18 protein-coding genes are annotated in these 22,617 nt (G+C 39.3%); 3 read left to right on the top strand and 15 right to left on the bottom strand.

The features are described 5' to 3' along the window. Positions 1-10: 10 nt before the first annotated feature. From SB49_RS15510 to SB49_RS15540, 7 genes are all read right to left on the bottom strand, one after another. Positions 11-799, bottom strand: a complete 789-nt coding sequence (locus SB49_RS15510) for a PhzF family phenazine biosynthesis protein (RefSeq protein ID WP_062058528.1) — start codon at positions 797-799, stop codon at positions 11-13. A 95-nt stretch (positions 800-894) separates the two neighbouring features. After that, the gene (locus tag SB49_RS15515) at positions 895-4,011 is read right to left on the bottom strand and encodes a hypothetical protein (protein WP_062058532.1); all 3,117 of its coding nucleotides are present in this window, start codon (positions 4,009-4,011) and stop codon (positions 895-897) included. A 121-nt stretch (positions 4,012-4,132) separates the two neighbouring features. Further along, entirely contained in the window at positions 4,133-5,287 is a 1,155-nt protein-coding gene (locus tag SB49_RS15520) for a serine hydrolase domain-containing protein (RefSeq protein ID WP_062058535.1), read from the bottom strand. A 94-nt stretch (positions 5,288-5,381) separates the two neighbouring features. Then, on the bottom strand, positions 5,382-5,960 hold the full coding sequence (locus SB49_RS15525) for a GNAT family N-acetyltransferase (RefSeq protein ID WP_062058538.1): 579 nt from the start codon (positions 5,958-5,960) through the stop codon (positions 5,382-5,384). A gap of 56 nt (positions 5,961-6,016) precedes the next feature. Further along, on the bottom strand, positions 6,017-6,445 hold the full coding sequence (locus tag SB49_RS15530) for a hypothetical protein (RefSeq protein WP_062058539.1): 429 nt from the start codon (positions 6,443-6,445) through the stop codon (positions 6,017-6,019). 95 nt (positions 6,446-6,540) lie between these two features. Beyond that, positions 6,541-6,924 carry a VOC family protein gene (locus SB49_RS15535; protein ID WP_062058542.1) on the bottom strand — a complete coding sequence of 128 codons (384 nt, stop codon included), beginning with the start codon at positions 6,922-6,924 and terminating at the stop codon, positions 6,541-6,543. Positions 6,925-7,058: 134 nt separating this feature from the next. Further along, on the bottom strand, positions 7,059-7,571 hold the full coding sequence (locus SB49_RS15540; RefSeq protein WP_062058545.1) for a lactoylglutathione lyase family protein: 513 nt from the start codon (positions 7,569-7,571) through the stop codon (positions 7,059-7,061). Positions 7,572-7,691: 120 nt separating this feature from the next. Between SB49_RS15540 and SB49_RS15545 the strand changes: the two genes are divergently transcribed. Beyond that, positions 7,692-8,006, top strand: a complete 315-nt coding sequence (locus SB49_RS15545; RefSeq protein WP_062058547.1) for a winged helix-turn-helix transcriptional regulator — start codon at positions 7,692-7,694, stop codon at positions 8,004-8,006. Between the two features lie 3 nt (positions 8,007-8,009). Here the strand turns inward: SB49_RS15545 and SB49_RS15550 are convergent, their stop codons facing one another. Continuing rightward, complete coding sequence (locus SB49_RS15550) at positions 8,010-9,272, bottom strand: aminotransferase class V-fold PLP-dependent enzyme (protein WP_062058550.1); 1,263 nt, start codon at positions 9,270-9,272, stop codon at positions 8,010-8,012. Positions 9,273-9,587: 315 nt separating this feature from the next. On the opposite strand from SB49_RS15550, the gene SB49_RS15555 reads away from it, so the two are divergent. Continuing rightward, positions 9,588-10,892, top strand: a complete 1,305-nt coding sequence (locus tag SB49_RS15555; RefSeq protein WP_062058553.1) for a serine hydrolase domain-containing protein — start codon at positions 9,588-9,590, stop codon at positions 10,890-10,892. 142 nt (positions 10,893-11,034) lie between these two features. On the opposite strand, the gene rraA is transcribed toward SB49_RS15555, so the two are convergent. From rraA to aceB, 3 genes are all read right to left on the bottom strand, one after another. Further along, on the bottom strand, positions 11,035-11,514 hold the full coding sequence (gene rraA, locus SB49_RS15560) for a ribonuclease E activity regulator RraA (protein WP_062058557.1): 480 nt from the start codon (positions 11,512-11,514) through the stop codon (positions 11,035-11,037). A gap of 87 nt (positions 11,515-11,601) precedes the next feature. Further along, a complete protein-coding gene (locus SB49_RS15565) occupies positions 11,602-13,236 on the bottom strand; it encodes an isocitrate lyase (RefSeq protein WP_062058560.1) in 1,635 nt (544 codons plus the stop codon). Between the two features lie 73 nt (positions 13,237-13,309). Continuing rightward, a complete protein-coding gene (gene aceB / locus SB49_RS15570; protein ID WP_062058563.1) occupies positions 13,310-14,908 on the bottom strand; it encodes a malate synthase A in 1,599 nt (532 codons plus the stop codon). A 118-nt stretch (positions 14,909-15,026) separates the two neighbouring features. Here aceB and SB49_RS15575 point away from each other — a divergent pair, with 118 nt between their 5' ends. Beyond that, complete coding sequence (locus SB49_RS15575; RefSeq protein WP_062058566.1) at positions 15,027-16,505, top strand: helix-turn-helix domain-containing protein; 1,479 nt, start codon at positions 15,027-15,029, stop codon at positions 16,503-16,505. A gap of 218 nt (positions 16,506-16,723) precedes the next feature. Here the strand turns inward: SB49_RS15575 and SB49_RS15580 are convergent, their stop codons facing one another. The 4 genes from SB49_RS15580 to SB49_RS15595 all read right to left on the bottom strand — a co-directional run bounded on the left by SB49_RS15580 (position 16,724) and on the right by SB49_RS15595 (position 22,323). Continuing rightward, complete coding sequence (locus tag SB49_RS15580; RefSeq protein ID WP_062058569.1) at positions 16,724-17,692, bottom strand: zinc-binding alcohol dehydrogenase family protein; 969 nt, start codon at positions 17,690-17,692, stop codon at positions 16,724-16,726. A gap of 113 nt (positions 17,693-17,805) precedes the next feature. Then, positions 17,806-18,363 (bottom strand): dihydrofolate reductase family protein, encoded by a 558-nt coding sequence (locus SB49_RS15585; RefSeq protein WP_062058572.1) that lies wholly within the window; start codon positions 18,361-18,363, stop codon positions 17,806-17,808. Positions 18,364-18,431: 68 nt separating this feature from the next. Next, positions 18,432-19,691, bottom strand: coding sequence for a M14 family metallopeptidase (locus SB49_RS15590; protein ID WP_145758409.1), 1,260 nt, complete (start codon positions 19,689-19,691; stop codon positions 18,432-18,434). 250 nt (positions 19,692-19,941) lie between these two features. Continuing rightward, on the bottom strand, positions 19,942-22,323 hold the full coding sequence (locus SB49_RS15595; protein ID WP_062058579.1) for a hypothetical protein: 2,382 nt from the start codon (positions 22,321-22,323) through the stop codon (positions 19,942-19,944). Positions 22,324-22,617: the final 294 nt, after the last annotated feature.

The following is a 22,617-nucleotide window of genomic DNA, read 5'->3' on the forward strand; positions in this document are numbered from 1 at the left end:
AGGTCAACTGTTAGTTTATATTTATGTTACCTGTCATATAAAGGACACATTGCCCGCTGATCTCGACCCTTTCTTTTAAGTAGGTGCACTTTAAATATCCTTTGCGATCGGAAAGTTGAATTGCGGTCATATCCTTTTTGTCCAATACTTTGGACCAATATGGCGTTAGGGTGGTATGTGCAGAGCCCGTTACCGGGTCCTCATCGATCCCGGATTGTGGGGCAAAGAACCGAGATACAAAATCTACATGTTCACCCTTTGCGGTAACAATAACCCCTCTACCTGGCAATGCTGCTATGGCCTCCAAATTTGGTTTCAGGGACATCAGGTCGCTTTCCGAATGATAGACCAACAGGTAATCTGTTTTACCTTTATAGGCAGAAATTGGCGCTAAATTAAAACTATCCAATATTTCTGAAGTTAATGCAATCTCCTCCACAGTATCCGTAGGAAAGTCCAAGGTCAATAATTGAGATTGCCTAACCACCGTCAACCTACCACTTCTGGGAGAATGGAAGTGAATAATATCGCCCTTATGTCCTTCGTGATGGAATAGGACAAAGGCTGAAGCCAAGGTGGCATGGCCGCAGAGATCTACCTCTACCTTGGGCGTAAACCACCGCAGCTGATATTGATCCTTATCCTTTACATAAAATGCTGTTTCAGCAAGGTTGTTCTCCTGGGCAATTTTTTGTAACAATTCGTCCTCCAACCAATGGTCCAAAGGACAAACTGCCGCAGGGTTTCCCGAAAATACCTTGTCCGTGAAGGCGTCTACCTGATATATTTTTTGTGTCATTAATGTGTGACTTCTATTGCAATTTCAATTCCTTGGGCATTATATTGTAGCCCTTGCGATGAGGTTTGATATTGCTAATTTTAAATTTTTTATTCCTATTTTAATTCGGTTTTACCTTCACTTTTTAAAATACTGTTCACCTTCGTTAAATGAAGCTGTAGCGTCTGTTCAAGATCATTCAATAAGCCATCCAATTCAGCAGACAATTCTTTGTAAACAAGGTATGCCCCATCTGTGGGTTTGGCATCCCCATCTTCCAGACTTCTTCGTAAGGAGGCCAATCTGTTGTTCAGTTTAATTGGAAAATTCAGCGGATCTTGACCGGATTGGTTTTTCACCTGATAAAGCTCTTCTTCTATTTGTGCCATTTTAGATGCTAAAGGAGTTATGGCGTTGTTGAATTCAGAAGATTTTAATTCATCTTTATAGGTGTTAAGTTGTTTTCTGAGGTTTCGTATTTTAATAACAGCTTCATTTGCCGCACTGGTCTTATTCTTGATTTTTGTGGCCAGCTCAAATTGCTCCTGTAGGTCAGCAGCCGCAATACCTTTTAAATTAGGGTCCATCTTTATGTCAAATTCCATTGTCTGTTCTACATTTCCCACTTTCATACGTACCTTATATTTTCCCAAAGGAGCTTTGGGTCCTCGCTGCGGTCTGGCACTCCATATGATCATTCCATCAAAAGTGGTCGCGCCCGGGTAACGTAGATCCCATGTAAATGTGTTGAGGCCCTTTGCTGTTGTGGGTTTTGATGATCCCCCTCGTTCCCACCAGGGAATATTAGGATCTACTTCATACTTTGGCTTGCTGCCCGTAAAAGAAGAAATGAGTTGATCATTGGCATCTAAAATGTCAATGGTAATGGTATCCGTTTCAGATTTTAGGTAATATTGGACTTGGGCGTCATAAACACCACGAATGGCATCCGCAGGTTGAAAAAGCACAGCTGGTTGTGCCTTCATTTTATCATTGTACTGGCGCAGGGGCTGAATATTGTCCAAAATCCAGAACCCACGGCCGTGGGAGCCCAAAACTACGTCATTGTCTTTGATGACCAGATCGCGGATGGGAGTGTCCGGTAATTTCAATTGCAGACTCTGCCATAACGCACCATCGTTCAAAGAGAAATATACCCCGTGTTCCGTAGCTAAAAACAATAATCCTTCCCTCTTGGGATCTTCCCTCACGGCACGTGCAAAATGACCATCAGCAATTCCGTTGGTGATTTTGGTCCATGTTTTTCCGTAGTCATGTGTCTTGAAAACATAGGGTTGCCTATCATCTACTTGATAGCGGTTAGCGGCTACAAATAAGGTCCCCGGGCGATGAACAGACTCATCAATAATACTCACCCTCGAAAATTTTGGTAGGTCTTTAGGGGTGATATCCATCCAGTTTTTACCACCGTCCCTGGTAATGTGAATTTTTCCGTCGTCGGAGCCCGCCCAAATGGTATTGATATCATGGTTGGAAGGTGCCAGGGCAAAAACCGTAGCATATATTTCAGGTCCGTTCATATCCATCGTGATCACGCCGCCAGTTTTTCCAAGGGTTGAAGGGTCCGCATAGGTCAAATCTGGACTTATTTTTTCCCAAGTTTGACCATCATTTGTTGTTTTCCAAATATGTTGGGAACAGGTATACATCACCGTATCATCCTGTGGGGCAAACATTATGGGGAAGGTCCATTGCCATCTTTCTGGAAGGGCACTGGCAGGTTCTCCTGAAAAGAATCTTGGGTATACTTGTATGTCCCTAGACTGTCCATTGCTTCGATCGTAACGGGTGAGTAATGCACCCTGACTCCCTGCGTAGAAAATATCGGGCTTGCTCGGGTGTTGGGTGATCCATCCACTTTCGCCTCCACCAACGGCGTAATACCAACCGTGGTTGGGTCCTCTGGCCATCATATGTTCCCATCCATCACTAGGGACGGCAACGGTACTATTGTCCTGCTGCGCCCCGGCCACATGATAGGGTACATCGCTCGTGGTCATTACGTGGTACAATTGGGTGGTGATATAATCTTGTTCCGTCCATGTTTTACCGCCATTGATCGTGACGTTGCCACCACCATCATTAGCATTGATCATACGATCTGGGTTATTGGGATCTATCCATAGATCGTGATTATCGCCATGGGGAACCGCTATGGTCTTATCAAAAGTTTTTCCACCGTCGGTCGATTTGTATAAACCTGTGTTTAATCCATATACCGTTTCCTTGTCCCACGGATCGGCATAAATTCTGGAATAGTAAAAAGCCCTTTGGCGTAATTTCCGTTCATCATTGGTGCGTTCCCAAGTCTTTCCTGCATCATCGGAACGAAAAACACCTCCTTCATTGGCTTCCACTATGGCCCAAACCCTATTGGAATCGGCAGGGGAAACGGTAACCCCAATTTTTCCCAGAGGTCCTTCGGGCATTCCTGGATTTTTAGATAAATCGGTCCAGGTGTCACCACCGTCTATTGACTTCCACAGTTTACAATCGGGACCACCGCCCCACATTTTCCAAGCTTTGCGTTGTACCTCCCAGGTACTTGCGTACATGGTTTTTGGGTTGTTTCTATCCAAGATGAGGTCCACAGCCCCTGCCTTGGGACCTACATAGAGTACTTTTTTCCATGTGATTCCTCCATCTATACTCTTGAAAACACCACGTTCTTCATTGTCTCCATATGGGTGTCCCAATGCTGCTACATATACAATATTGGGATTCGTTGGGTGAATGCGGATTCGGGCTACGGCTTGCGTTTCCTTCAATCCCATATGTCGCCATGTTTTTCCCCCATCGGTGGTTTTATATACCCCATCCCCTTGGGTGATACTGCCCCTTAATTGTACTTCGCCCATACCGATGTAAACGATATCCGGATTGGTTTCCGCGACTGCCACGGCCCCTACGGAAGAACTGGTCACTTGACCGTCTGTGACCGGGAACCATTCGGTGCCTCCGTCCACGGTTTTCCACAAACCACCTCCGGTAGCCCCAAAATAATATTCATAGGGTCTTCCAGGGCTTCCCGCAGCTCCCAGAGATCGGCCACCGCGATAGGGACCAATATTGCGCCATTCCAATTGTTCGTAAAAATCTTTAGGAATGGAAGTGTCTGGTTCTGTAGTGCTTTTAACCTTGCGCTGGGCAAAAGCTGTAAGAAATGAAAATAAGAATAGGACTAAAAATACGGATTGGTAAAACTGCTTCATTGGTAGTTGTTTTGTTAGGTAATGGACCTCAAAAATTCTTGGTGTTGAAGATAATAAAATCAATAAAATAGAACACTAAGGAAATCATAAACAATTTCTGTTGGATACTTTCCGATTAGGATCAATAGCCACTCAGTTCTTTAAATATTGTGGTCCATGAGTCTACATTGCCTTGTTTTTTGCCCATTCGGACGATAATAATATTCTTTTCAGGGAAGATATACAGAAACTGTCCCAAATGGCCTGAAGCTGAAATTATATAGGGAGTCTTGCCGTTTTTGCTGTAAAGCCACCAACAATTTTCGTAATAGAGTTCCTTGCCAAATTCATCCAGTTTGTGATTTGGATCTATGGTTATGCTTTTGTTGATCCAATCTTGGGAAATCAATTGCTCGTTGTTCCATTGTCCCGTTTGAAGAACAAGGCGACCGAATTTTGCAAAGTCGATGGCCCTCAGATTAAGGCCGCTCTCCATTTTGGTCATCCCAGATGCATCACTGTCCATACTCCAAGATCCGGCATATTCCATTCCCATATGATTCCAGATTGCCTCTTCAAAATAGGCGGCAGGGGAGAGACCCCTAGCTTTTTCCAAGATCATTCCCAAAAGTATGGGATTGTAAGAATTGTATTGGAAGCGAATATCGGGAGGAAAGGTTATGGGCAGTTCCATTATCCTTTTCCGCAGTTTTGGTTTGTAATAGGCCTTGGGCTTATCTCCCCAGGGCAAATCATGGTCTTTGAATTGTATCCCGCTTCGCATATCCAGCACATGATCAATACGAAGTTGATCGTATTGTGGGTCTATCTGTCTTAATTCTGGTAAATAGGTGGTCACCTTATCTCCTTCAGATTTAATGTACCCATCATCAATGGCTTTGCCAATGAGCAGGGAGGTTATGGATTTGGCCGTGGAGAAGGAGGTGTTTATGGAGGCGCGGTCGTAACCATTGTTGTAAGTTTCATAGAGCAGGCTATCGTTTCGAATAAAAAGAAAAGCTGTGGTTCCACTATTTTTAATAACCACTTCCAATGGCTCTTTATTGGATTCTTTTGCAGTGACCATTATCGAACCGAAATTTGATTGGGGCGTCACAAGGAAATAAAACGGTGATTTAGAAGGGGCAAAATCATTATGTGGAAACTTTTCATGGTCCAAAATATCCGATGCCCGCCATTTGAGCCAACGTCCCATGTAGGTGTCCGTGCTGCATTGCGCATAAAGGAGGGTACAAGTGGCAACTCCCAAAAGGATGATTTTTGTTCTTGTTTTCATACTTGCTTAAAGCACTTAATTCTTATGGTTTGCCCTAGTGGTTTGAATCATAAGAGTTTAGATGTATTAAGATAGTGAAAAGCTGATATTGTTCTTAAGGGTTTACAATAGCTTGCTCCTTTTTAATTTGCAGATGATCCAAATGATGACCAAGTAGTCTCTTGGTGCCCACGCACTCAAACCCCATTTTCAGATACAGCTTTTTGGCCTTGGGATTGTTTTCATCTACCAATAAACCTAAGGTCTGTTGCTGCTGAAACACATATTCCTCTATTAGGTGATTCAACAATTTAGAGCCTATGCCTTTTCCCTGCTCACTGCTGCATACCGCTATAGTGTCAATGTAATATTCGCCAGCTTGTGTTTCGTCTTCAATATGCAGGTCGGCAGCATAGTTTTGGGCAATATGATCTAAAATAGGCTTTCTTAGCTCTAGTAATTCCGCCCCATCATAAAGATTGACCACCCCAATTATTTCATCCTCAATTTCTGCTAGGTAACAGTTTTGGAAGGAGTATTGGTTATGCTCCTTCTGCAGAAAGTAGGTTAAAAATTCTTTTGCCTTATGGTAGTCTGTTTCACCAATGAATTTATAGACCATATTTTCCAATACCAACATGAAAAGTGTGGCGATGGACTCTGCATCATTAGATGTGGCCTTTCTGATCATCATTTGTTATAGGGTTTATTCAAAAATTTAAATAGGGTACCTGGAAGATATGAATCCCATTACATTTTAAAAAGTTCCAAGCCCTTGATCGTGAAAAGTTCAGAGCTATAAAAAATAATAGATTCTTTAGTGGTTCTGTTGGATATGTCTCTAGGGGATTTGCGATTGATCCTTGCTTTGGTATTGTTGAAATTCATGGTATGCACGTCATCTATATCATCCTTTTCATCAGTAGAAAAAGAGATTAGATTTTTTTCAGCTTTCCATGTTCCTTTGCCATAGAAGTTTTCCTGAGTACAAGAATTGCAATTGAGCTTGCGGTAGAAATTGTATAAAAAAGTACCATCCGCTTTCAGGGATAGGGTCCATTTCAAGACATGTCCGGTTTCATTTTCTGGTGAGATACCATAAGTTCCTGCATACGATTCCGTTTGGGCAGATAAGGAAAGGTAACTGACTAAAAATAGTGATAGTAGTAGATTTTTCATACCTATATAGAGGTTGGTTCTTAAGTAATTTGATTGCACTAATCATGCCAGAATAAGACACAAAAACAAGGTTTATTGAAAATAGACATTCATTTTCAATCTGTAACCTCAGCGCAAATAGAAACATAATAATCATCCAAATCGCGAAGTGAAAATTCCATCCGTCCTGAATTTTTATTCAAATGTGGCTCCTCTTCTATAAAGGCGTTCAGGTCTTTTGCATTTTGCCAGAACCAATCCAAATTATCCACTCGAAAGTACAATATAAGCCCATGACCTGGTTTGATTTTTGGGTTGGTAAGGGTAGGATGGCCGTGTTCATCCCATTTGTGCAAGGAAAGAATCTGATTTCCATCCATATCCGTCAGAATTTCAAAAGAAGTACCCCAATGTATACCTTTGCAATTGAGCAGTTTTTGATACCAGGAGGAACTTTTATTCACATCTTTCACAGCAAGGATTGGTTCTGTTTTTATCATTTGTAAGGCTTTATCCCTAATTGATCATTTTTGGCGACTCATCATACTCTTCCAAGAGACACAAACAGTAGATAAATGCAAAAAGCCCAGGCGTTGAAGCTTGGGCAATTTGAAAATGTATGGGATATTTATTTTTACTTGGCATAAGCCCCAGAGGAATAGGTGAGCTCATAGCTATGGGTGTACACTTCAAAAACGATTCCGAAAGGATCTTCCACATAACACATTTTGTAGGGCTTGTCATTTGGATAGTACTCCCTGATCGGCATTCTTTGCTTACCTCCGGCAGCAACTATCTTCTCCACTAAATTTTCAATCTCCGGATCTTGGATACAGAAATGGAAAAGCCCAGTATTAAACGGACTAAATTCAGGGGCCTCCTTAATTCCGTGCGGGAAGGAAAACAATTCTATGCCAATGCCATCCGAGGTGGAAAGGTGCGCGATTTCAAATTCGGTCCAATCTTCGCCAAAAACGTCAATACACATTTGACCGATTGCGGTATCCCTTTCTTTTTTGACCGTAGAAGGTTCCATAATGATGTACCAGCCCATGACTTCCGAATAAAATTTTACAGCTTTTTTGATATTGGGAACCGTAATCCCGATATGGGAAAAGGACCTCGGATAATTAGTGTTCAATTTCATAGTGTTCAATTTAAATGATACAGCAAATTTAGATTATATTTGTATTAATGGCAATAACTTACCAAAAAGTAATATATCTACTAAAAAGAGTAAAATAATGATATTGAGTTATATATAGACATGAAATTGAAGAAAGAATATGATTGTCCGTTACATTTAACGATGGATCTAATTGGAAATAAATGGAAACCCCTGCTATTGTTTCATTTACTAAACGGACCATTGAGATCAGGGGTTTTGCAAAAAACGATTCCTGGAATATCGAACAAGATGTTTACCCAGACCGTTAGGGAATTGGAGCGCGATCAACTTGTAAGCAGAAAGGTGTACCCTGTGGTGCCCCCCAAGGTGGAATATGAATTGACCGCAACCGGAAAATCATTGGAATCCATTTTGAGGGATTTAGATACGTGGGGAAAACAGCAAATGCATTAAAGATTATGCGGCCATTTCCTTTAGGGCCTTTACAAATACATCCAGTTCCTCAGTTGTTGTAAAAACATTTGGCGTAATTCTACAGCCGTGAACATTGGCATATTTAATGGCCACCGTAAAAATGTGATAGTCTTCGAGGAGTCTTTTTGCCATGATTTCAGGTTCCATTCCTTCAATACCAACATTGGCAATCCCGCATGCCCTTTGGGAATCTGCAGGTGTATTCACTACTATTCCTTTGTGGTTTCTCACTTTTTGGGTCCAATACTCCTGTAAATACCGCATTCGTGCTTCTTTCCTGGCCCCACCCAACATATTGTAATAATCTATGGCACTTTCTATGGTCAAATCGTGATATACAGGTATTGTTCCCGTATGGTTCAATCGTGAAATATCACCAGGCTCCCTCTTGTCTTCAGCAAAAATTGGCCATATGGTATCTATATGTTTATCGGCTACATACAATAAACCTGTACCAAGAGGAACTGCCAGCCATTTGTGCAAACTGGAACCATAGAAATCACATTCCAGGTCATTGATATCAAATTCGATATGACCCACACAATGCGCCCCATCAACCATTACCTTAACACCTTTGCTGTGCGCCATTTGACAAATCTTTTTTATCGGCAATATTTGTCCCGTAATGTTGATCATATGACATACCATCAGCAATTTTGTCCTATCGGTAATTGCCTCCTCGTAAACCGCTACAATTTCCTCGTCGGATTTTGGATGATTGGGTACTGAAATTTCTTTGTTTATGATGCCATATCGATCTGCGACTTGTTCAAACATCAGCTTCATAGCCCCATAATCCTGAATGGCATATACAGCTTCATCACCAGCTACCCAATTCATTCCGCTAATGATCATATCCAAGGATTCCGTTGTATTTCTTGTGATGATGACATTCTTTGAGGTAGATCCAATGATATGGGCCAGTTTGTCTGACATCCGTTTTTTGTTTTCCCATTGCACCGTTCGCATATAGTAGGATCCTTCGTAATTCACCATGTCTATGTTTTTGTGAAGGGCATTGAGCGTAGGGGTGGGGATAATGTTGTAATACCCACTTTCCAGATTGATATACTCCGGTTTTAATTTGTAATCCTGCCGCACCTTTAACCAAAAATCTTCATTATGGGCTAAAATATCTGTTGGTATTTTTGCTATGCTCTCAAGAGAAGATGCCATAGCGCTTCCATAAAATGGGGCCCCCATAACGGCCAAAGACATGTTTTTTATAAAATCACGTTTGTTCATTTGGAATCGTTTTGACTAAAGATACAGAATTATTAAATGTACCTCTGACCACCTTTTTTATAACTTAAGCTACCGCTCGCAGTATCTAAAACGGACGTTCCTGCCTTTTAAAAATTCGTATTTAGTGGATTGGTATTGTGATGAAAACCGGAAGGAATGGGGCAATAGGTAGTATCATTATAAATAGTCTTCATTATTTTTTTGAAGGATATAATACGTAATAAAATTGTACTAAAATCATGTATTTCAACGTTTAATATGGTATATAATCCTATATTCACGTTTTATTAACCGAATGCATTAAATTTTTACCCCATGCGGAGATTCAAGATTTTAGTAGGACCTACACTTCTAATTCTTACACTAGTTGTTTTGGCCTTTTATCTTTTTAAAGATAGCTCCAATATAGCGAATGACAAGGTTGCCGCAACTTCCAAGCCTATTGAGAATTTAATCAGTCAGAAAGAGCGCGAACTTTATAACGTGCATCAACAAGAATTGAAGAATGCTGTAAAGGCCTATTTTGATAAAGCGATCGCTTCTGGGGATATTGTGGGAGCCGGGGTGAGCATAGTCATGCAAGATTCCATTGTTATTTCAGATGGTTTCGGCAAAAGAAACATAAATCAAAATGCTGGTGTTGACGGGGAAACCGTATTTAGACTGGGTTCCCTTTCCAAAGGATTTGCGGGAATATTGGCGGCCAATTTAAAGCATGAAGGCAAATTGGATTGGAAAGATAAGGTGAGTGACTACCTACCGGAATTTCAATTGGGAGACAGAAAGAATACAGATAAAATCACTTTGGCCAATATATTGTCACACACTTCAGGTACTCCGTACCACAGTTACACCAATCTTGTAGAGGCCGGACTTTCATTAAAGGAAATTGCAGGACGTTTCAAGGCCGTTAAGCCCATAAGTCAACCAGGGCTCATGTATAGCTATCAGAATGCCATGTTTGCCCTTTGCGGCGAAATCATGTCCAAGGCCACGGGGCAAGAGATTTCCACATCCTTGGACAACAGATTCTTTACGCCTTTGGGAATGTGCTCTACCACTATGGATTATGAAACTTTGGAGCATACAGAAAATGTTGCCATGCCACATTCACAAAGACGAAACAGTTGGAGAACATTGCGACTCAATGACAATTATTACAATGCTATCGCGGCAGGAGGGATAAATGCCAATGCCCATGATATGGGCAGATGGATGCGGTTTTTACTAGGTCATAATCCAGAATTAATGGGCAAGGACGCTCTAGCGGAAGCTTTTAACCCCTTCGTAGAAATAAAGGGACATAGTAAGTATTACCAACGTTGGCCCGGACATTTAAATTCCTATTACGGTTTCGGTTGGAGAATCCACAAATATAGGGAGGACGATTCCAGCCAAGAAAAAACTATATGGCACCACGGGGGAAGTGTTAATAATTATAGAAATGAAATTGCGGTCTTTCCCGAAGCCGATTTAGGGATCTGTGTTCTTTTGAACAGTAATTCAAAACTGGCAAGGGTAGTTATACCAGACCTGCATAAGATTGTTAAAGAGGTCTATGAAAGGAACACTCCTAAAATAGCCTTAAATAGCAGTAGGGAGCCTAACCCACATCTGTAGGGATATCCTAGGACCTTCAATAGTAATTGTTGTCATGATTCTCTTTTGATTGGCATGGACTGATCTACAATCCTTTAATTATCCAATTTCCTTTTTCATACTTTGTATGGACGTATTACGGACCATGGGTATTAGAGCTATTTTATTTTAATAAATTTTCTTTGCTTATAAGAATTCCATCCGTATCCACATAGATGTAGTGTCCTGAGCTAAAGGTGACACCGCCGAATTCAATTGGAATATCTATCTCACCACTATTGCGCTTAATACTTTTTACAGGAGAAGTATTTAGTGCCCTAATGCCTAAATTCATAGAATTAATTATCAGACTATCGCGAATACTTCCATTTATGATAATGCCATTCCAATTATTTTTTATTGCCAGTTCGGCTAATTGATCGCCTACTAAAGCGCAACGCAAAGAGGCGCCACCATCTATTACAAGTACTTTCCCTTTTCCGCTAGATTCTAATTGTTTTCTTACCAGCGAGTTGTCTTCAAATAATTTAAGTGTTGTTATTTCGCCAGAAAAGGCTTTTTTGGTTCCATATGATCGAAAAATAGGAGCAACGCAATGCAATAGTTCGCTATGCTCATCCCAAAGGTCTGCCGTTGTAAACATAGTTGCAATTAATGTTTAAATATGATATTTAAAAGGGCAACAATCTTACAAGTTGCCCTTTTCAACAAATAAAAATTAGAAGAAGAATTATTTATCCAGAACAGGTTCTCGCTTTACCGCCTTAATAGATTCGGACATTACTTCGAATTGATTGGAGGTATTTTTTTCACCTTCAGCTTTTAAAGCCTTGTCCCCTGCAAAAAATGTTTTATGGTCATCTCCAAGATTTGAGCCTGCCATTCTTTGGTGTTTCACACAAGAAACCCCTTTTCTGATTTCTTGCCGTTGAACACTTTTAACATAAGCCAACATGCCTTCTTCACCAAAATAACCTTTAGTTAAATCATTCATATGGAGTGCGGTAGTATGATATGTTGGTAATGTAATTAAGTGATGGAATACACCAGCATACCTTGCAGCATCTATTTGAAAGGTGCGAATCATTTTGTCTGCACGAAAGCATAATTCTGTATTGTCGTATTCCGCAGCCATTAAATTATTTCTATCGTAAGCTGTCATGTTTTCTCCTTCGGCAAGCATTTCTTCATAAGCTTGATTACGAAAGTTCAATGTCCAGTTAAAAGATGGGGAGTTATTATAAACCAATTTGGCATTAGGAATAACTTCTTTTATTCTGTTTACCATATGTGCTATTTGCTTTACGTTTGGAGTTGGTGTTTCAATCCATAAAAGATCTGCTCCATTTTGAAGACTGGTAATACAATCCAAAACGACCCTATCAATATTGGAACCATCTTTAAATTTATACAATCCGTTTGGCAGTCTTATCGGACGTACTAATTTCCCATCCCTTTTTAGAAGAACATCATCTTCATCAGCATCATAAATAGCTATTTCTTCTGCTTCAACAAAGGCTAAATATTTAGAAGCTAAATCTCCAGGTTCTTTACTAACCGGCAACTTTTGGGTTAAACTTGCACCTTCAGAATCTGTTCTTGCCACTATGATACCGTCGTCTACGCCTAACTCTAAGAAAGCATATCTAATTGCATTTAGTTTGGCAATAAAATCTTCGTGGGGCACAGTAACTTTGCCATCTTGATGACCGCACTGTTTGGCATCAGAAACCTGATTTTCAATTTGAATGGCACATGCGCCAGCCTGAATCATTTTTTTTGCCAATAAATAGGTAGCTTCTTCATTACCAAAACCGGCATCGATATCTGCAATAATAGGAACAACATGTGTTTCATAATTATCTATTTGATCTTGTACGTCTTCTCCTTTTTCAAGTTTTCTGAATAAATCATTCAGCTCAATGGCATCAGCCTGACGTAAAAAATCATAAATTTCTGATATGAGTCCGGAAACGGCAGTTTTTTCATGCATAGACTGATCTGGTAATGGTCCAAATTCTGAACGCAATGCGGCCACCATCCAACCAGAAAGATACAAGTATTTTTTGCTGGTGGTTTTGTGATGCTTTTTAACAGCTATCATTTTCTGCTGTGCCACAAAACCATGCCAACATCCTAAGGATTGCGTGTATTGTGATGAATCTGTATCATACGCTGCCATATCTTTCCTCATAATGGCTGCTGTATATTTTGCGATATCCAATCCTGTTTTAAAACGATTCTGAATAACCATTCTAGCTGCGTATTCGCTACTTATCGTATTCCAAGTATTACCATACTTTTCTTTTAGGTTTCTTACCGTCTGCAATGCAGAACTGTACGTAGATTGTGGTAAATTTTTCATAATTTTGTATTAGATTATTTATTATTAATAATTAGATCCTGTTGATTGTGTCCGCAATCGCAGGATTGTTTTTTTATATGTATTGATAGGCGGGAAGGGTAAGGAATTCGTCAAATTTTTCTGACAGCACTAATTTGTCAAAAAGCTCAAAGGCTATTTTAAACTTGGTGTTATTTATAGTACCCTCTCCAACTTCCGTAATAATTTTTTCTACTTCATCATCAAATAGTTCCATATATAGTTCAATAGTGAATTTCCTTCCATCCTCAAGTTCCACCTCATTTTTTAGCCATTGCCATACTTGGGTTCTGGATATTTCGGCAGTCGCGGCATCTTCCATCAAATTATATAGGGCTACAGCCCCGTGACCACGCAACCAGGCTTCCGTATATAAAATACCAACATTTATGTTCTTTCTAATTCCAGCTTCGGTAACGGTGCCCTTGGGAATCTCAACTAGATCTGCTTGGGAAATTTGAACATCGTCCCTTGTTATGTGCAATTGATTTGATGTTGGCATGTACTTGTCAAATTCTGACATCGCAATGGAAACCAAAGCAGGATGTGCTACCCAAGTGCCATCATGGCCATTTTTTACCTCCCGCTCCTTATCCTTTCTCACATTTTCTAAGGCTATAGCGTTGGCATTTACATTATTTTTAATTGGAATTTGAGCGGCCATACCTCCAATGGCTAGAATGCCACGTTTGTGACAACGTTGAATAACCAGTTTGGAATAGGCATCCATAAAAGGCGAGGTCATAGTGACTTGGTCTCGATTTGGCACTACGAAATTAGGATGGTTCCTGAATTTTTTGATATACGAAAAGATGTAGTCCCAACGTCCACAGTTTAAGCCAACAATGTGCTCTTTTAATTCATAAATGATTTCATCCAATTGAAAACTCGCTGTAATGGTTTCTACTAAAACAGTGGCTTTAAAAGTGCCTTGAGGAACTTCAAGATAATCTTGTGCAAAGGTAAATACCTCATTCCACCAACGTGCCTCCAGATAATGCTCTAATTTTGGAAGATAAAAATATGGGGCGGTATTGTTTTTCATCAAGATCTGGGTATTATGGAATACATACAGGCCAAAATCTACCAAGCTCCCAGACGTTTCTTCTGCATTGATAAGTATGTGTCTTTCGTTTAAATGTAAACCCCTTGGTCTGACCATTAAAACAGCCGTTTCTTCGTTGAGGCTATACGATTTGCCACGAATGGAATCTACCAGAGAAATGGTTTTGGAATTGGCATCAAGCAAGTTCTTCTGACCTTCTATGGTGTTGCTCCAAGTAGGGGAGTTGCTATCCTCTAAATCGGCCATAAATGTTTTGGCGCCAGAGTTCAGGGCATTAATAATCATTTTTCTATCTACTGGTCCCGTAATCTCTACGCGTCTGTCTTGTAGATCATGTGGAATTGTACCAGCTTTCCATTGCGTTTCCCTTAGGTTTTTTGTTTCCTTCGGGAATTCTGGAAATTTGCCCTGATCAAAAACCTTTTGTTGAGTTTGCCGTTTTTCTAAAAGAAGCAATCGGTCAGCATTGAATTTTTCATGCAGTAGGGTGATAAAAGCCAGGGCTTCATCTGTTAGAATTTCTGGATAGTAATTATCTGCCTGTTTGGAGAAATTAATTTTGGATTGATTTAATAGGGTCTGTGCCATAATGATTTGTTTTATAGGACAATGATAAAAAAAAGATCGATACAAAACAAGCGAACGTTCGCTAAAAAGTATTATTCGCAAAAAATAGATATTCGCAAAAAAGAGTATATTTGTTTTTATGGAAGAAGATTATATCAAACTTATATTTGGGTTGAAGCTAAAGCAGATAAGGACTGATAAGAATTTGTCTTTATTTGGATTGTCTAAGCTTACTGGTTTGTCAAAGTCGTATTTAAACGAAATTGAAAATGGAAAAAAATATCCTAAGCCAGATAAAATTGCCTTACTTTCTGATAAATTGGACGTTCCATACGACCAAATGGTATCTTTAAAATTGGATAAGAATTTGGCGCCGATAGGCGATTTGTTACGTTCAAAAATATTAAAGGAAATCCCCCTGGACCTCTTTGGTATAAAAGAAAGTAACTTAATAGATATAGTTGCCAATGCACCTGCCAAGGTGAATGCCTTCATTAGTACCATTATTAAAATTGCCCAACATTATAATTTCACCAAAGAGAGTTTTTACCTTGCTTCGGTGCGCTCTTTCCAAGAAGCCAACAATAATTATTTTGACGAGTTGGAACAAAGTGTTCTTAAATTTGGTAAGACGTATCACATAGATTTAAATCAGGAGATTTCTTCCAGGGAATTGGAGGAAATCTTGGTAGAAGAATATGGATATATTATTGAGAGAAATGAATTGAGTAAATACGAAGCTTTAGGAACCTTGAGATCTGTATTTGTCCCAAAAACAAAAACGTTGTTGCTCACAAGTGAGATTGACGAGGCGCAACGCACCTTTATTTATGCCAAAGAGCTTGCTTATAATTACTTGGAGTTCAAAGAGCGTCTTTATACATTTCCTTGGATTAAGTTTGACACCTTTGATCAAGTTCTAAATAATTTTTATGCCTCATATTTTGCCGGGGCTTTGATCATACCCAATGCTAAAATAACAGATCAGTTAAACGAAATTTTTGAGAAGGATACTTTTGATACCAAATTATTTCTCAATGCCATTGCAACCTTTAATGCATCACCAGAATCTTTTTATCAGCGTTTAACTAATATTTTACCTAAAGAATTCAACATTCAGAATTTATTTTTTTTGAGGTTCACATATAAAGCAGGTAGTGAGAAATTTCACCTTAAAAAAGAATTGCACTTGTCGCATCAACATTCCCCACGTGCAAACGAAACCAATGAACATTATTGTAGGCGCTGGGTATCCTTAAAAGTGCTGAAAGATGTAAGTGAAAATAAAAAAGACCATGAATTTGATATTCAGATTTCGGATTACCAAAATGATGGTATGAAATATTTGGTATTTTCATCTGCAACAAAAGATCCATTTAAAGAAAACTATTATAGAAGTTTAAGCGTGGGATTACTCATCAATAAACAGCTACAACGCAAAATTGCTTTTCTGGCAGATCCCACTATTAAAAGCAAAGATGTTGGCGTAACCTGTGAGCGTTGCGCTATACAGGGCTGTGCAGAAAGACAAGCACCTCCCGTTCTTTTGGACAAGAATGCTAAAAACAAAAAAATAGAATTGATAGTAGATGAATTGAATATTAAGTTTGGCAATTGATATATCTGTAGTTGCGGGTCAGGAGATCTGCCCTCCAATGGCTAATAGGTTCTTTGCCCAAAAAGGGAATGTATGCTACTGAACAGTAATTCAAAACTAGCAAGGGTAGTTGTGCCAGCCCTGCATAATATCGTTAAAAAGGTCTATGAGAGGAACACCCCTGAACTAGCCCTTATTGATAGTACAGAATCTCTTTCGCCTCTACAGAGGCTATGTGTTTAGACTGTCACTACTATTTTTCCTATGGCGTTGTTGTCTTCCATGTATTGATGGGCCGCAGCAACATCATCAAGTTGATAAACTTTGTCAATATTCAATACGATAGTTCCATTTTCTACATGATCAATAAATTCTTGGAACCTTTCCAAGGAAAGGTTGTTTGATTCTCCCATATACACTGTGAGTCGGCCTAAGGAAGGGATGTCGCCCATTGGGGTAAATTCTTTCATTGTCCATTCGTTACCTAGGATGCCCGTCATGCAGACCATGCCTTTAGGAGCAATGCATTTCAGTGAATCCTTAAGGGTTTTGGTGCCTATCAATTCCAAAACTTTGTTCACACCCAAGGGAAATAGTTCTCTTACCTGATCGGACACAGAGCCATTGTCAATAACCACATAATCCGCCCCATTTGCCAATAGTGCCTCCTTTTTTTTGAGGTTCCTTGTTGTTGATATTACGGTTAGTCCTTTTGATTTGGCCAACTGACAAGCCAACATGCCTATGGAGGAAGTGCCTCCACGGATTAAAAGTGATTCACCACTTTCAATCTCCAGGGCCTGGTCGAGAGATCCGGATACGGTTTGGAACATTTCAGGAATTGCTCCCAAGGTTTCCCAAGGTAAACGGCTGGTAAAAGGTAAGATAATCTCCAGAGGAACCAAGGCGCATTCTGCATATCCACCATCAAAGAAGCGCCCCATACCTCCCATAATTGCAGCTACCTGCTGACCTTTAGCGTAGGTATTGGAAGGGTCCTCTTCAATGATACCTACACATTCTATACCCTGTATCCTGGGAAAGGTCACCCCGGGAGATTCCCCTCTCCGCGTAAATATTTCTGAACGGTTCAATCCAAATGCTTTTACGGAAATGAGTGCCCAACCCGGTTTCATTTTGGGCTTCGTGACTTCCCTAATTTCAATTGCATTTGGACCACCTGGTTGAATTGTTACCGCTGCTTTCATTTTTTGATCAATTCATATGGTTAGGTATTAAAGGTATAACAGTATAGTATCCATGATTATAAAAAAGAACATTATAATTGTTTTTCTCTTTAAAAGCTGTTGTTACACCATAATTACTTGGTGGTTCTTGTGTTTCTATTTCGAATATAATGGTGCTGTACCAGCTGGTTGAAATAGACTTTAGATTCAACCAATTCAAATGCCAACTCCTTAGGGGTTTCTGAAAACAGTGGAGAACCTCCTCCCAATACAATTGGGAATGCGGTAATGATCATCTCGTCAATGAGGTCTTCCTTAAAAAAATTCTGAATAGTCTTTCCACCATCAATGTATAGTCTTAAATATCCTTTTTTATGTATTTGCCCTAAAACTTCAGACAGGGTACCTTTTGCCAGGTGCGCCTTTCCTTTATGACTGTCAGGGATTTCATTTAAAGTGGTACTCAACACAAAGACGGGCTTTTGATAAGGCCAATCCACATCAAAACCCAGTACAGTTTCAAAGGTGGTGCGACCCATTACAAGGGCGTCAATACCCTCGGTAAACTTCACATAACCCATATCTTCATCATCGGGAATCTTTATGGAATCGAGCCATGAAATTCCCCCGTTTTTATCAGCTATATAACCGTCTAAACTTGTTGCTATATATACGCTGTTCTTCCTTTTCATTAGTGATACTTTAGTGGCTTCAGTTCTTTATTCCCCGCCGATGTTTCAATCTATTTTTGAAGGTTAAATTATTTCAATAGTTGTTCCATCAATTTTATGGCGGTTACCTCTCCTTTTTTGCGTACAAATTCCCTAGGAGTGTTATCACCAACCTCATAGGTAAAAGACTCGGCTCCAAATTCGAAAAAGAAGAAAGCTGTCGAATTAATTTTAGTACCGGTTCCCGGACTAGGTCTAATATTGGGTTTGTAACCAGGAAATTCATTTTCTAAACCACTGATTACCTTTGGTACCAATCCGGGCATATTCCCTTTTAGTTCAGGGGAAATAGTATAGAAAATATCTTCCCAAGTGGAATGAAAATCAACCCCAAAATAAAATTTGCCCCCTGTTTGTGTTGTTTTTTGACGCATAAAATCCCTTATGGCCCTGGTCTCAGGTTGATTGAAGCTTTCCCAATCTCTGTTTAAATCAACGCCCCCATAATTATGGCGCCAATGGCCGTTATCCGCACCATCCGGATTAACAAGGGGAACCACATAGGTATTGTAGGTTGCCCTAAAACGTTTTGCGAGGTCGGTATCTGCACTAATGGTTTCTATAAACGCTTGCATGGCCAGAAATCCGGTGACTTCCGGCGGGTGCTGTCTGGAAATTACCATAATCATTCTCTGATCGTTGCTTTCTCCTATTTTAAGCAAATTGATGGGTCTCCCTTCGTTACTTTCCCCAATGGTTGATTTTGTAACATAGGCATTGGTCATTAATTTGTTGGTCCAGCTATCCACTTCTGGGGAAGTGATCAATTCCTGAGCTGAGATCCATAGGGTGTCTTTGCTTAAGGACAGCTTCATGGTGATACTTTCTGCCAATTCCCTTTCATTAAAGATTTTCTTCACCGAGGTATACCTTAAGGAATCCAGGGCTTCCCAAGTGGAACCATTTTTACTGAGCTTTGGAAAGTACCTATGGAAAGCATCTTCATTATAGGTGAGTTTTACATATTGGTCCTTTTCCGTTTCTGACCAAATTTTAAATCCATACCAGGGGCTTGGATTGATGGGCAAATTCTCGGGCGTTATCAAAACAGAAAGGAGGGTGTCATTGGTACGGGCTACTCCGTTCATTCTGGCGCCACTATAATCATTGGATATAAATATGCCATCACCAAGGTCAAATACTCCTTTGTATTGCCGCTGAATGGGAACAGTTAGTGTGCTGACTTTCTTGATCGGTTCCTGTCCTTTCCATTGGGTAGTTGACTTACATCCCAGGAAACAAAAGATGATGAGAATAAAAAGGGGGACTTTATTTTTTAAGTTCTTCAATGATGCTGATTTATATGGGTTAGTATGCTTTTGACTCGTGCCGTTTTAAAAGTACGAAATCTTTTAAAATGCGGTAAACAGGCTAAAAAATCGATTTTAGAATTGAAATGTTCAAGTCTGAATCTAGTCTTTATCAATTTATGAATTCTTGGCGTATTGCTTTAATCCTATCTTAAGCAGGTTCATTTGAAGCTGTATTGATATTACTTTGCCAATGAGAGGTTGGACTAGTTGAAATGGAACCTAGAAATCAATCGTATGTAATCTCAATGCTTTTTGAAGTTGATATTAAAGAGCCATTGGAACCCATGCCTTCAATATGGAGTTGAATGCTTTTCTGATTCAGCAAGGGTATTTTTATGGTGGTTGGACTATTATTGTTTAAAATAACTTTGGGTAACCAGTGTAAAACTCCATAATTATTAAATTCATCACTTTCAAAACTATTGTATCCTGGGTCATAATATTCTTGGGGTCTGGCAAACCCATTTTTTATAAGAAATGAAATATAATTTTTCTTTTTTTCAAGGATATAATGACCGGGCCTTGGAACTATGGAAATAAATTGGTTCCCCATGAAGTCATAATAAACAGATTGAACACTGCTTAAAGGCATCGTCAATAATTCATTGCCATCACTTAGCATCCCTCCAATAATCACAGGAATTGGAACATGTAGCGCCATTGCTCCAGGAGGCGCTGTTTTGGATAGTACTGTTACCTTACCGCCTCGTATTACAATTTTATAACCCAATTTTCTGAGGTAATCAGTGATGGTTGCCCTTCTCTTGATATCATCATCTGTTATCCTTTTTCCGGTAACTATTGCTGAATTAATGGGGATATCTTTAAAGGCTTCCTTTTGTTCTGAGACTATCACTTCATCCAAGACGATGGTTTTTTCAGTAATCAGGAATTCATTTCCTGAGATAAAAGGCAAGTCACCTACTGAACCAAGGTTATTCAGGCGATGATTTATTCTATATGCATCAACTTCATTTAGATTTAAATCAGATAAACTGCCAAATTCAATTTCAGCCTTCGGATTTCTAAGTTTTCCCTTGCGGTCAAGTACTGAAATTTTTAAGGAATCGCCTTCAAATAAAATCAATCTACTTTTAAAGGTCTTATCTCGTTCAATGTCTGTAATAAAAGTGCTAGTCAGGCCATCACTATAGCCCCATACCTGTTTTTCTGTATCTAAATCTGCATCCAATATTCTTCCAGATATGTTCATCCCGGTTTCAAAAGTATTTTGCTCATTTATTTTACCCTCAAAAATATGGTCCCAATTATAGGTGCCCCATCCCTTTATGAGCAATAAAATATCCAGGTCGAACATGTTTGTTCTATTCCATTCCTTAAAATAATCCCTGGGTTTGTCTACTCGGGAGCCAGTGTATGGAGTCAGTAAAAATGAGGATAGCACTGAATTAGTTGGTGAATATGAGATAGATTCATTAGGAAGAGCAGATATGCTCAATGACATGTTCCCCTCGTAACTGTTTGCAGTATTTAAAGCTACCATTAGTGAGTCTTTTGAAGCATTTAACTCGTATGCTACGCTTAACTCCATAACGGCATTATCGGCCCCATATTCATTAAAGAACAAGCGACTGACCAATGGATTATACAAATGATCGAAAACAGTAATGGAATTTACGCCGAACGGTAACTTGGCTTTCTCAAAGATAAAACTTGCTGATTCTGATTCTAAAAAAAGTTCCTCTATGAAAATCTGTCCATCTTTATGTACTGCCAAATAAAACGGTTTTTGGTTGACCTGATCAATGGTTGGACGATTGGCTACAAGGGTGCCATGAATTTTTTGTGGATGAATTGTGCTAATATTTAGTACCGTACCTTGTTGTTCTACTGCTGGCAGTGTCTGCGCAATAATTGCTTCATTTTTCAACTTTAAACTTAGGGAGTATGTTCTTGCCCCGTCCATTAGAAAGGTAACTTTTCCCATACCGTAGCTATTGATCACTATATTGTCCAGGATTATTGAGCCTAAATCATCAACCAGAACTAGGTTTTCTATTTCCATAACATTCCAAGATGTAGGTTTAACTTGGAATCCGATGGTATTTTTCACATCCCTCACCAATTTTCCACCTTCAGGATATATCGCAATGGAGGGGTTTTGATCGGGTTCCTTTTCCAGATTTGTAAGTTCTATTCTATCAAGGACTCTAAATTCTTGTATAAAGGGTTTTAGAGCGGGAAAGTTGTTCATCCAATTTGTATGGGATTTTATATAGTAATTGGAACTGGCATAACTAGAGTCTATTAAAAAATTCCCATTTCCAATCCCATCCTGCAGATAAATCATTTTTCTTTCGATCAGTTTTCCCGCCTCATTAAAGATGCCTACGTGCAAATTGGTGCTAGATGAGGATGGAACTTGATTATTTCCATCGTAAACATAAGCCGTAAACCAAAGTTGCTCCCCTTTTGAAAAGGAGGTCTTATTTAAATGCAAATGGATATTTTCTCGTAAGGATTTGTAAAAAGTCCTATACCGTTCACTAATCTGCGAGGATATAAGATTTTGAGCTTCTAAAGTAGGATTCAAAAAGGTAAAAATAACCAGCCATAATATAAGTTTTACATTTACCTTTTGACGCATATTTTTTATTATTAAAATCTTGTTGGTTCTTAGATAAAATCAACTAACCTTCACAGGTTGATAAAATATTCTATAAAGTAAAGTTAATATCAAATATTACGCCATAATGTGAAAAAACATTAGTGTATTCTTAAGAAAACCACTTTTGCTTAGTTTCTAAAAAACGTGAAGTAATGTTCAATAGGTCCAAAAAGCTTTTGAAAATTTTGAAGTTTACTTTACTATTAATTTAGTGTTTTGAAAGTGGGATTTAAAAATATTGAAGTAAAAAGTTTCTAATTTTGATGTCTAATT

Source organism: Sediminicola sp. YIK13 (assembly GCF_001430825.1).
GTDB lineage: Bacteria > Bacteroidota > Bacteroidia > Flavobacteriales > Flavobacteriaceae > Sediminicola.

Coding starts and splice junctions, on each gene's coding strand:
- SB49_RS15535 (WP_062058542.1), bottom strand. CDS start 6,924: ATGATAAAAACAGAACCAATCCTTGCTGTGAAAGATGTGAATAAAAGT.
- SB49_RS15540 (WP_062058545.1), bottom strand. CDS start 7,571: ATGAAATTGAACACTAATTATCCGAGGTCCTTTTCCCATATCGGGATT.
- SB49_RS15525 (WP_062058538.1), bottom strand. CDS start 5,960: ATGATGATCAGAAAGGCCACATCTAATGATGCAGAGTCCATCGCCACA.
- SB49_RS15555 (WP_062058553.1), top strand. CDS start 9,588: ATGCGGAGATTCAAGATTTTAGTAGGACCTACACTTCTAATTCTTACA.
- SB49_RS15510 (WP_062058528.1), bottom strand. CDS start 799: ATGACACAAAAAATATATCAGGTAGACGCCTTCACGGACAAGGTATTT.
- SB49_RS15565 (WP_062058560.1), bottom strand. CDS start 13,236: ATGAAAAATTTACCACAATCTACGTACAGTTCTGCATTGCAGACGGTA.
- SB49_RS15545 (WP_062058547.1), top strand. CDS start 7,692: ATGAAATTGAAGAAAGAATATGATTGTCCGTTACATTTAACGATGGAT.
- rraA (WP_062058557.1), bottom strand. CDS start 11,514: ATGTTTACAACGGCAGACCTTTGGGATGAGCATAGCGAACTATTGCAT.
- SB49_RS15550 (WP_062058550.1), bottom strand. CDS start 9,272: ATGAACAAACGTGATTTTATAAAAAACATGTCTTTGGCCGTTATGGGG.
- SB49_RS15595 (WP_062058579.1), bottom strand. CDS start 22,323: ATGCGTCAAAAGGTAAATGTAAAACTTATATTATGGCTGGTTATTTTT.
- SB49_RS15515 (WP_062058532.1), bottom strand. CDS start 4,011: ATGAAGCAGTTTTACCAATCCGTATTTTTAGTCCTATTCTTATTTTCA.
- SB49_RS15520 (WP_062058535.1), bottom strand. CDS start 5,287: ATGAAAACAAGAACAAAAATCATCCTTTTGGGAGTTGCCACTTGTACC.
- aceB (WP_062058563.1), bottom strand. CDS start 14,908: ATGGCACAGACCCTATTAAATCAATCCAAAATTAATTTCTCCAAACAG.
- SB49_RS15585 (WP_062058572.1), bottom strand. CDS start 18,363: ATGAAAAGGAAGAACAGCGTATATATAGCAACAAGTTTAGACGGTTAT.
- SB49_RS15575 (WP_062058566.1), top strand. CDS start 15,027: ATGGAAGAAGATTATATCAAACTTATATTTGGGTTGAAGCTAAAGCAG.
- SB49_RS15580 (WP_062058569.1), bottom strand. CDS start 17,692: ATGAAAGCAGCGGTAACAATTCAACCAGGTGGTCCAAATGCAATTGAA.
- SB49_RS15530 (WP_062058539.1), bottom strand. CDS start 6,445: ATGAAAAATCTACTACTATCACTATTTTTAGTCAGTTACCTTTCCTTA.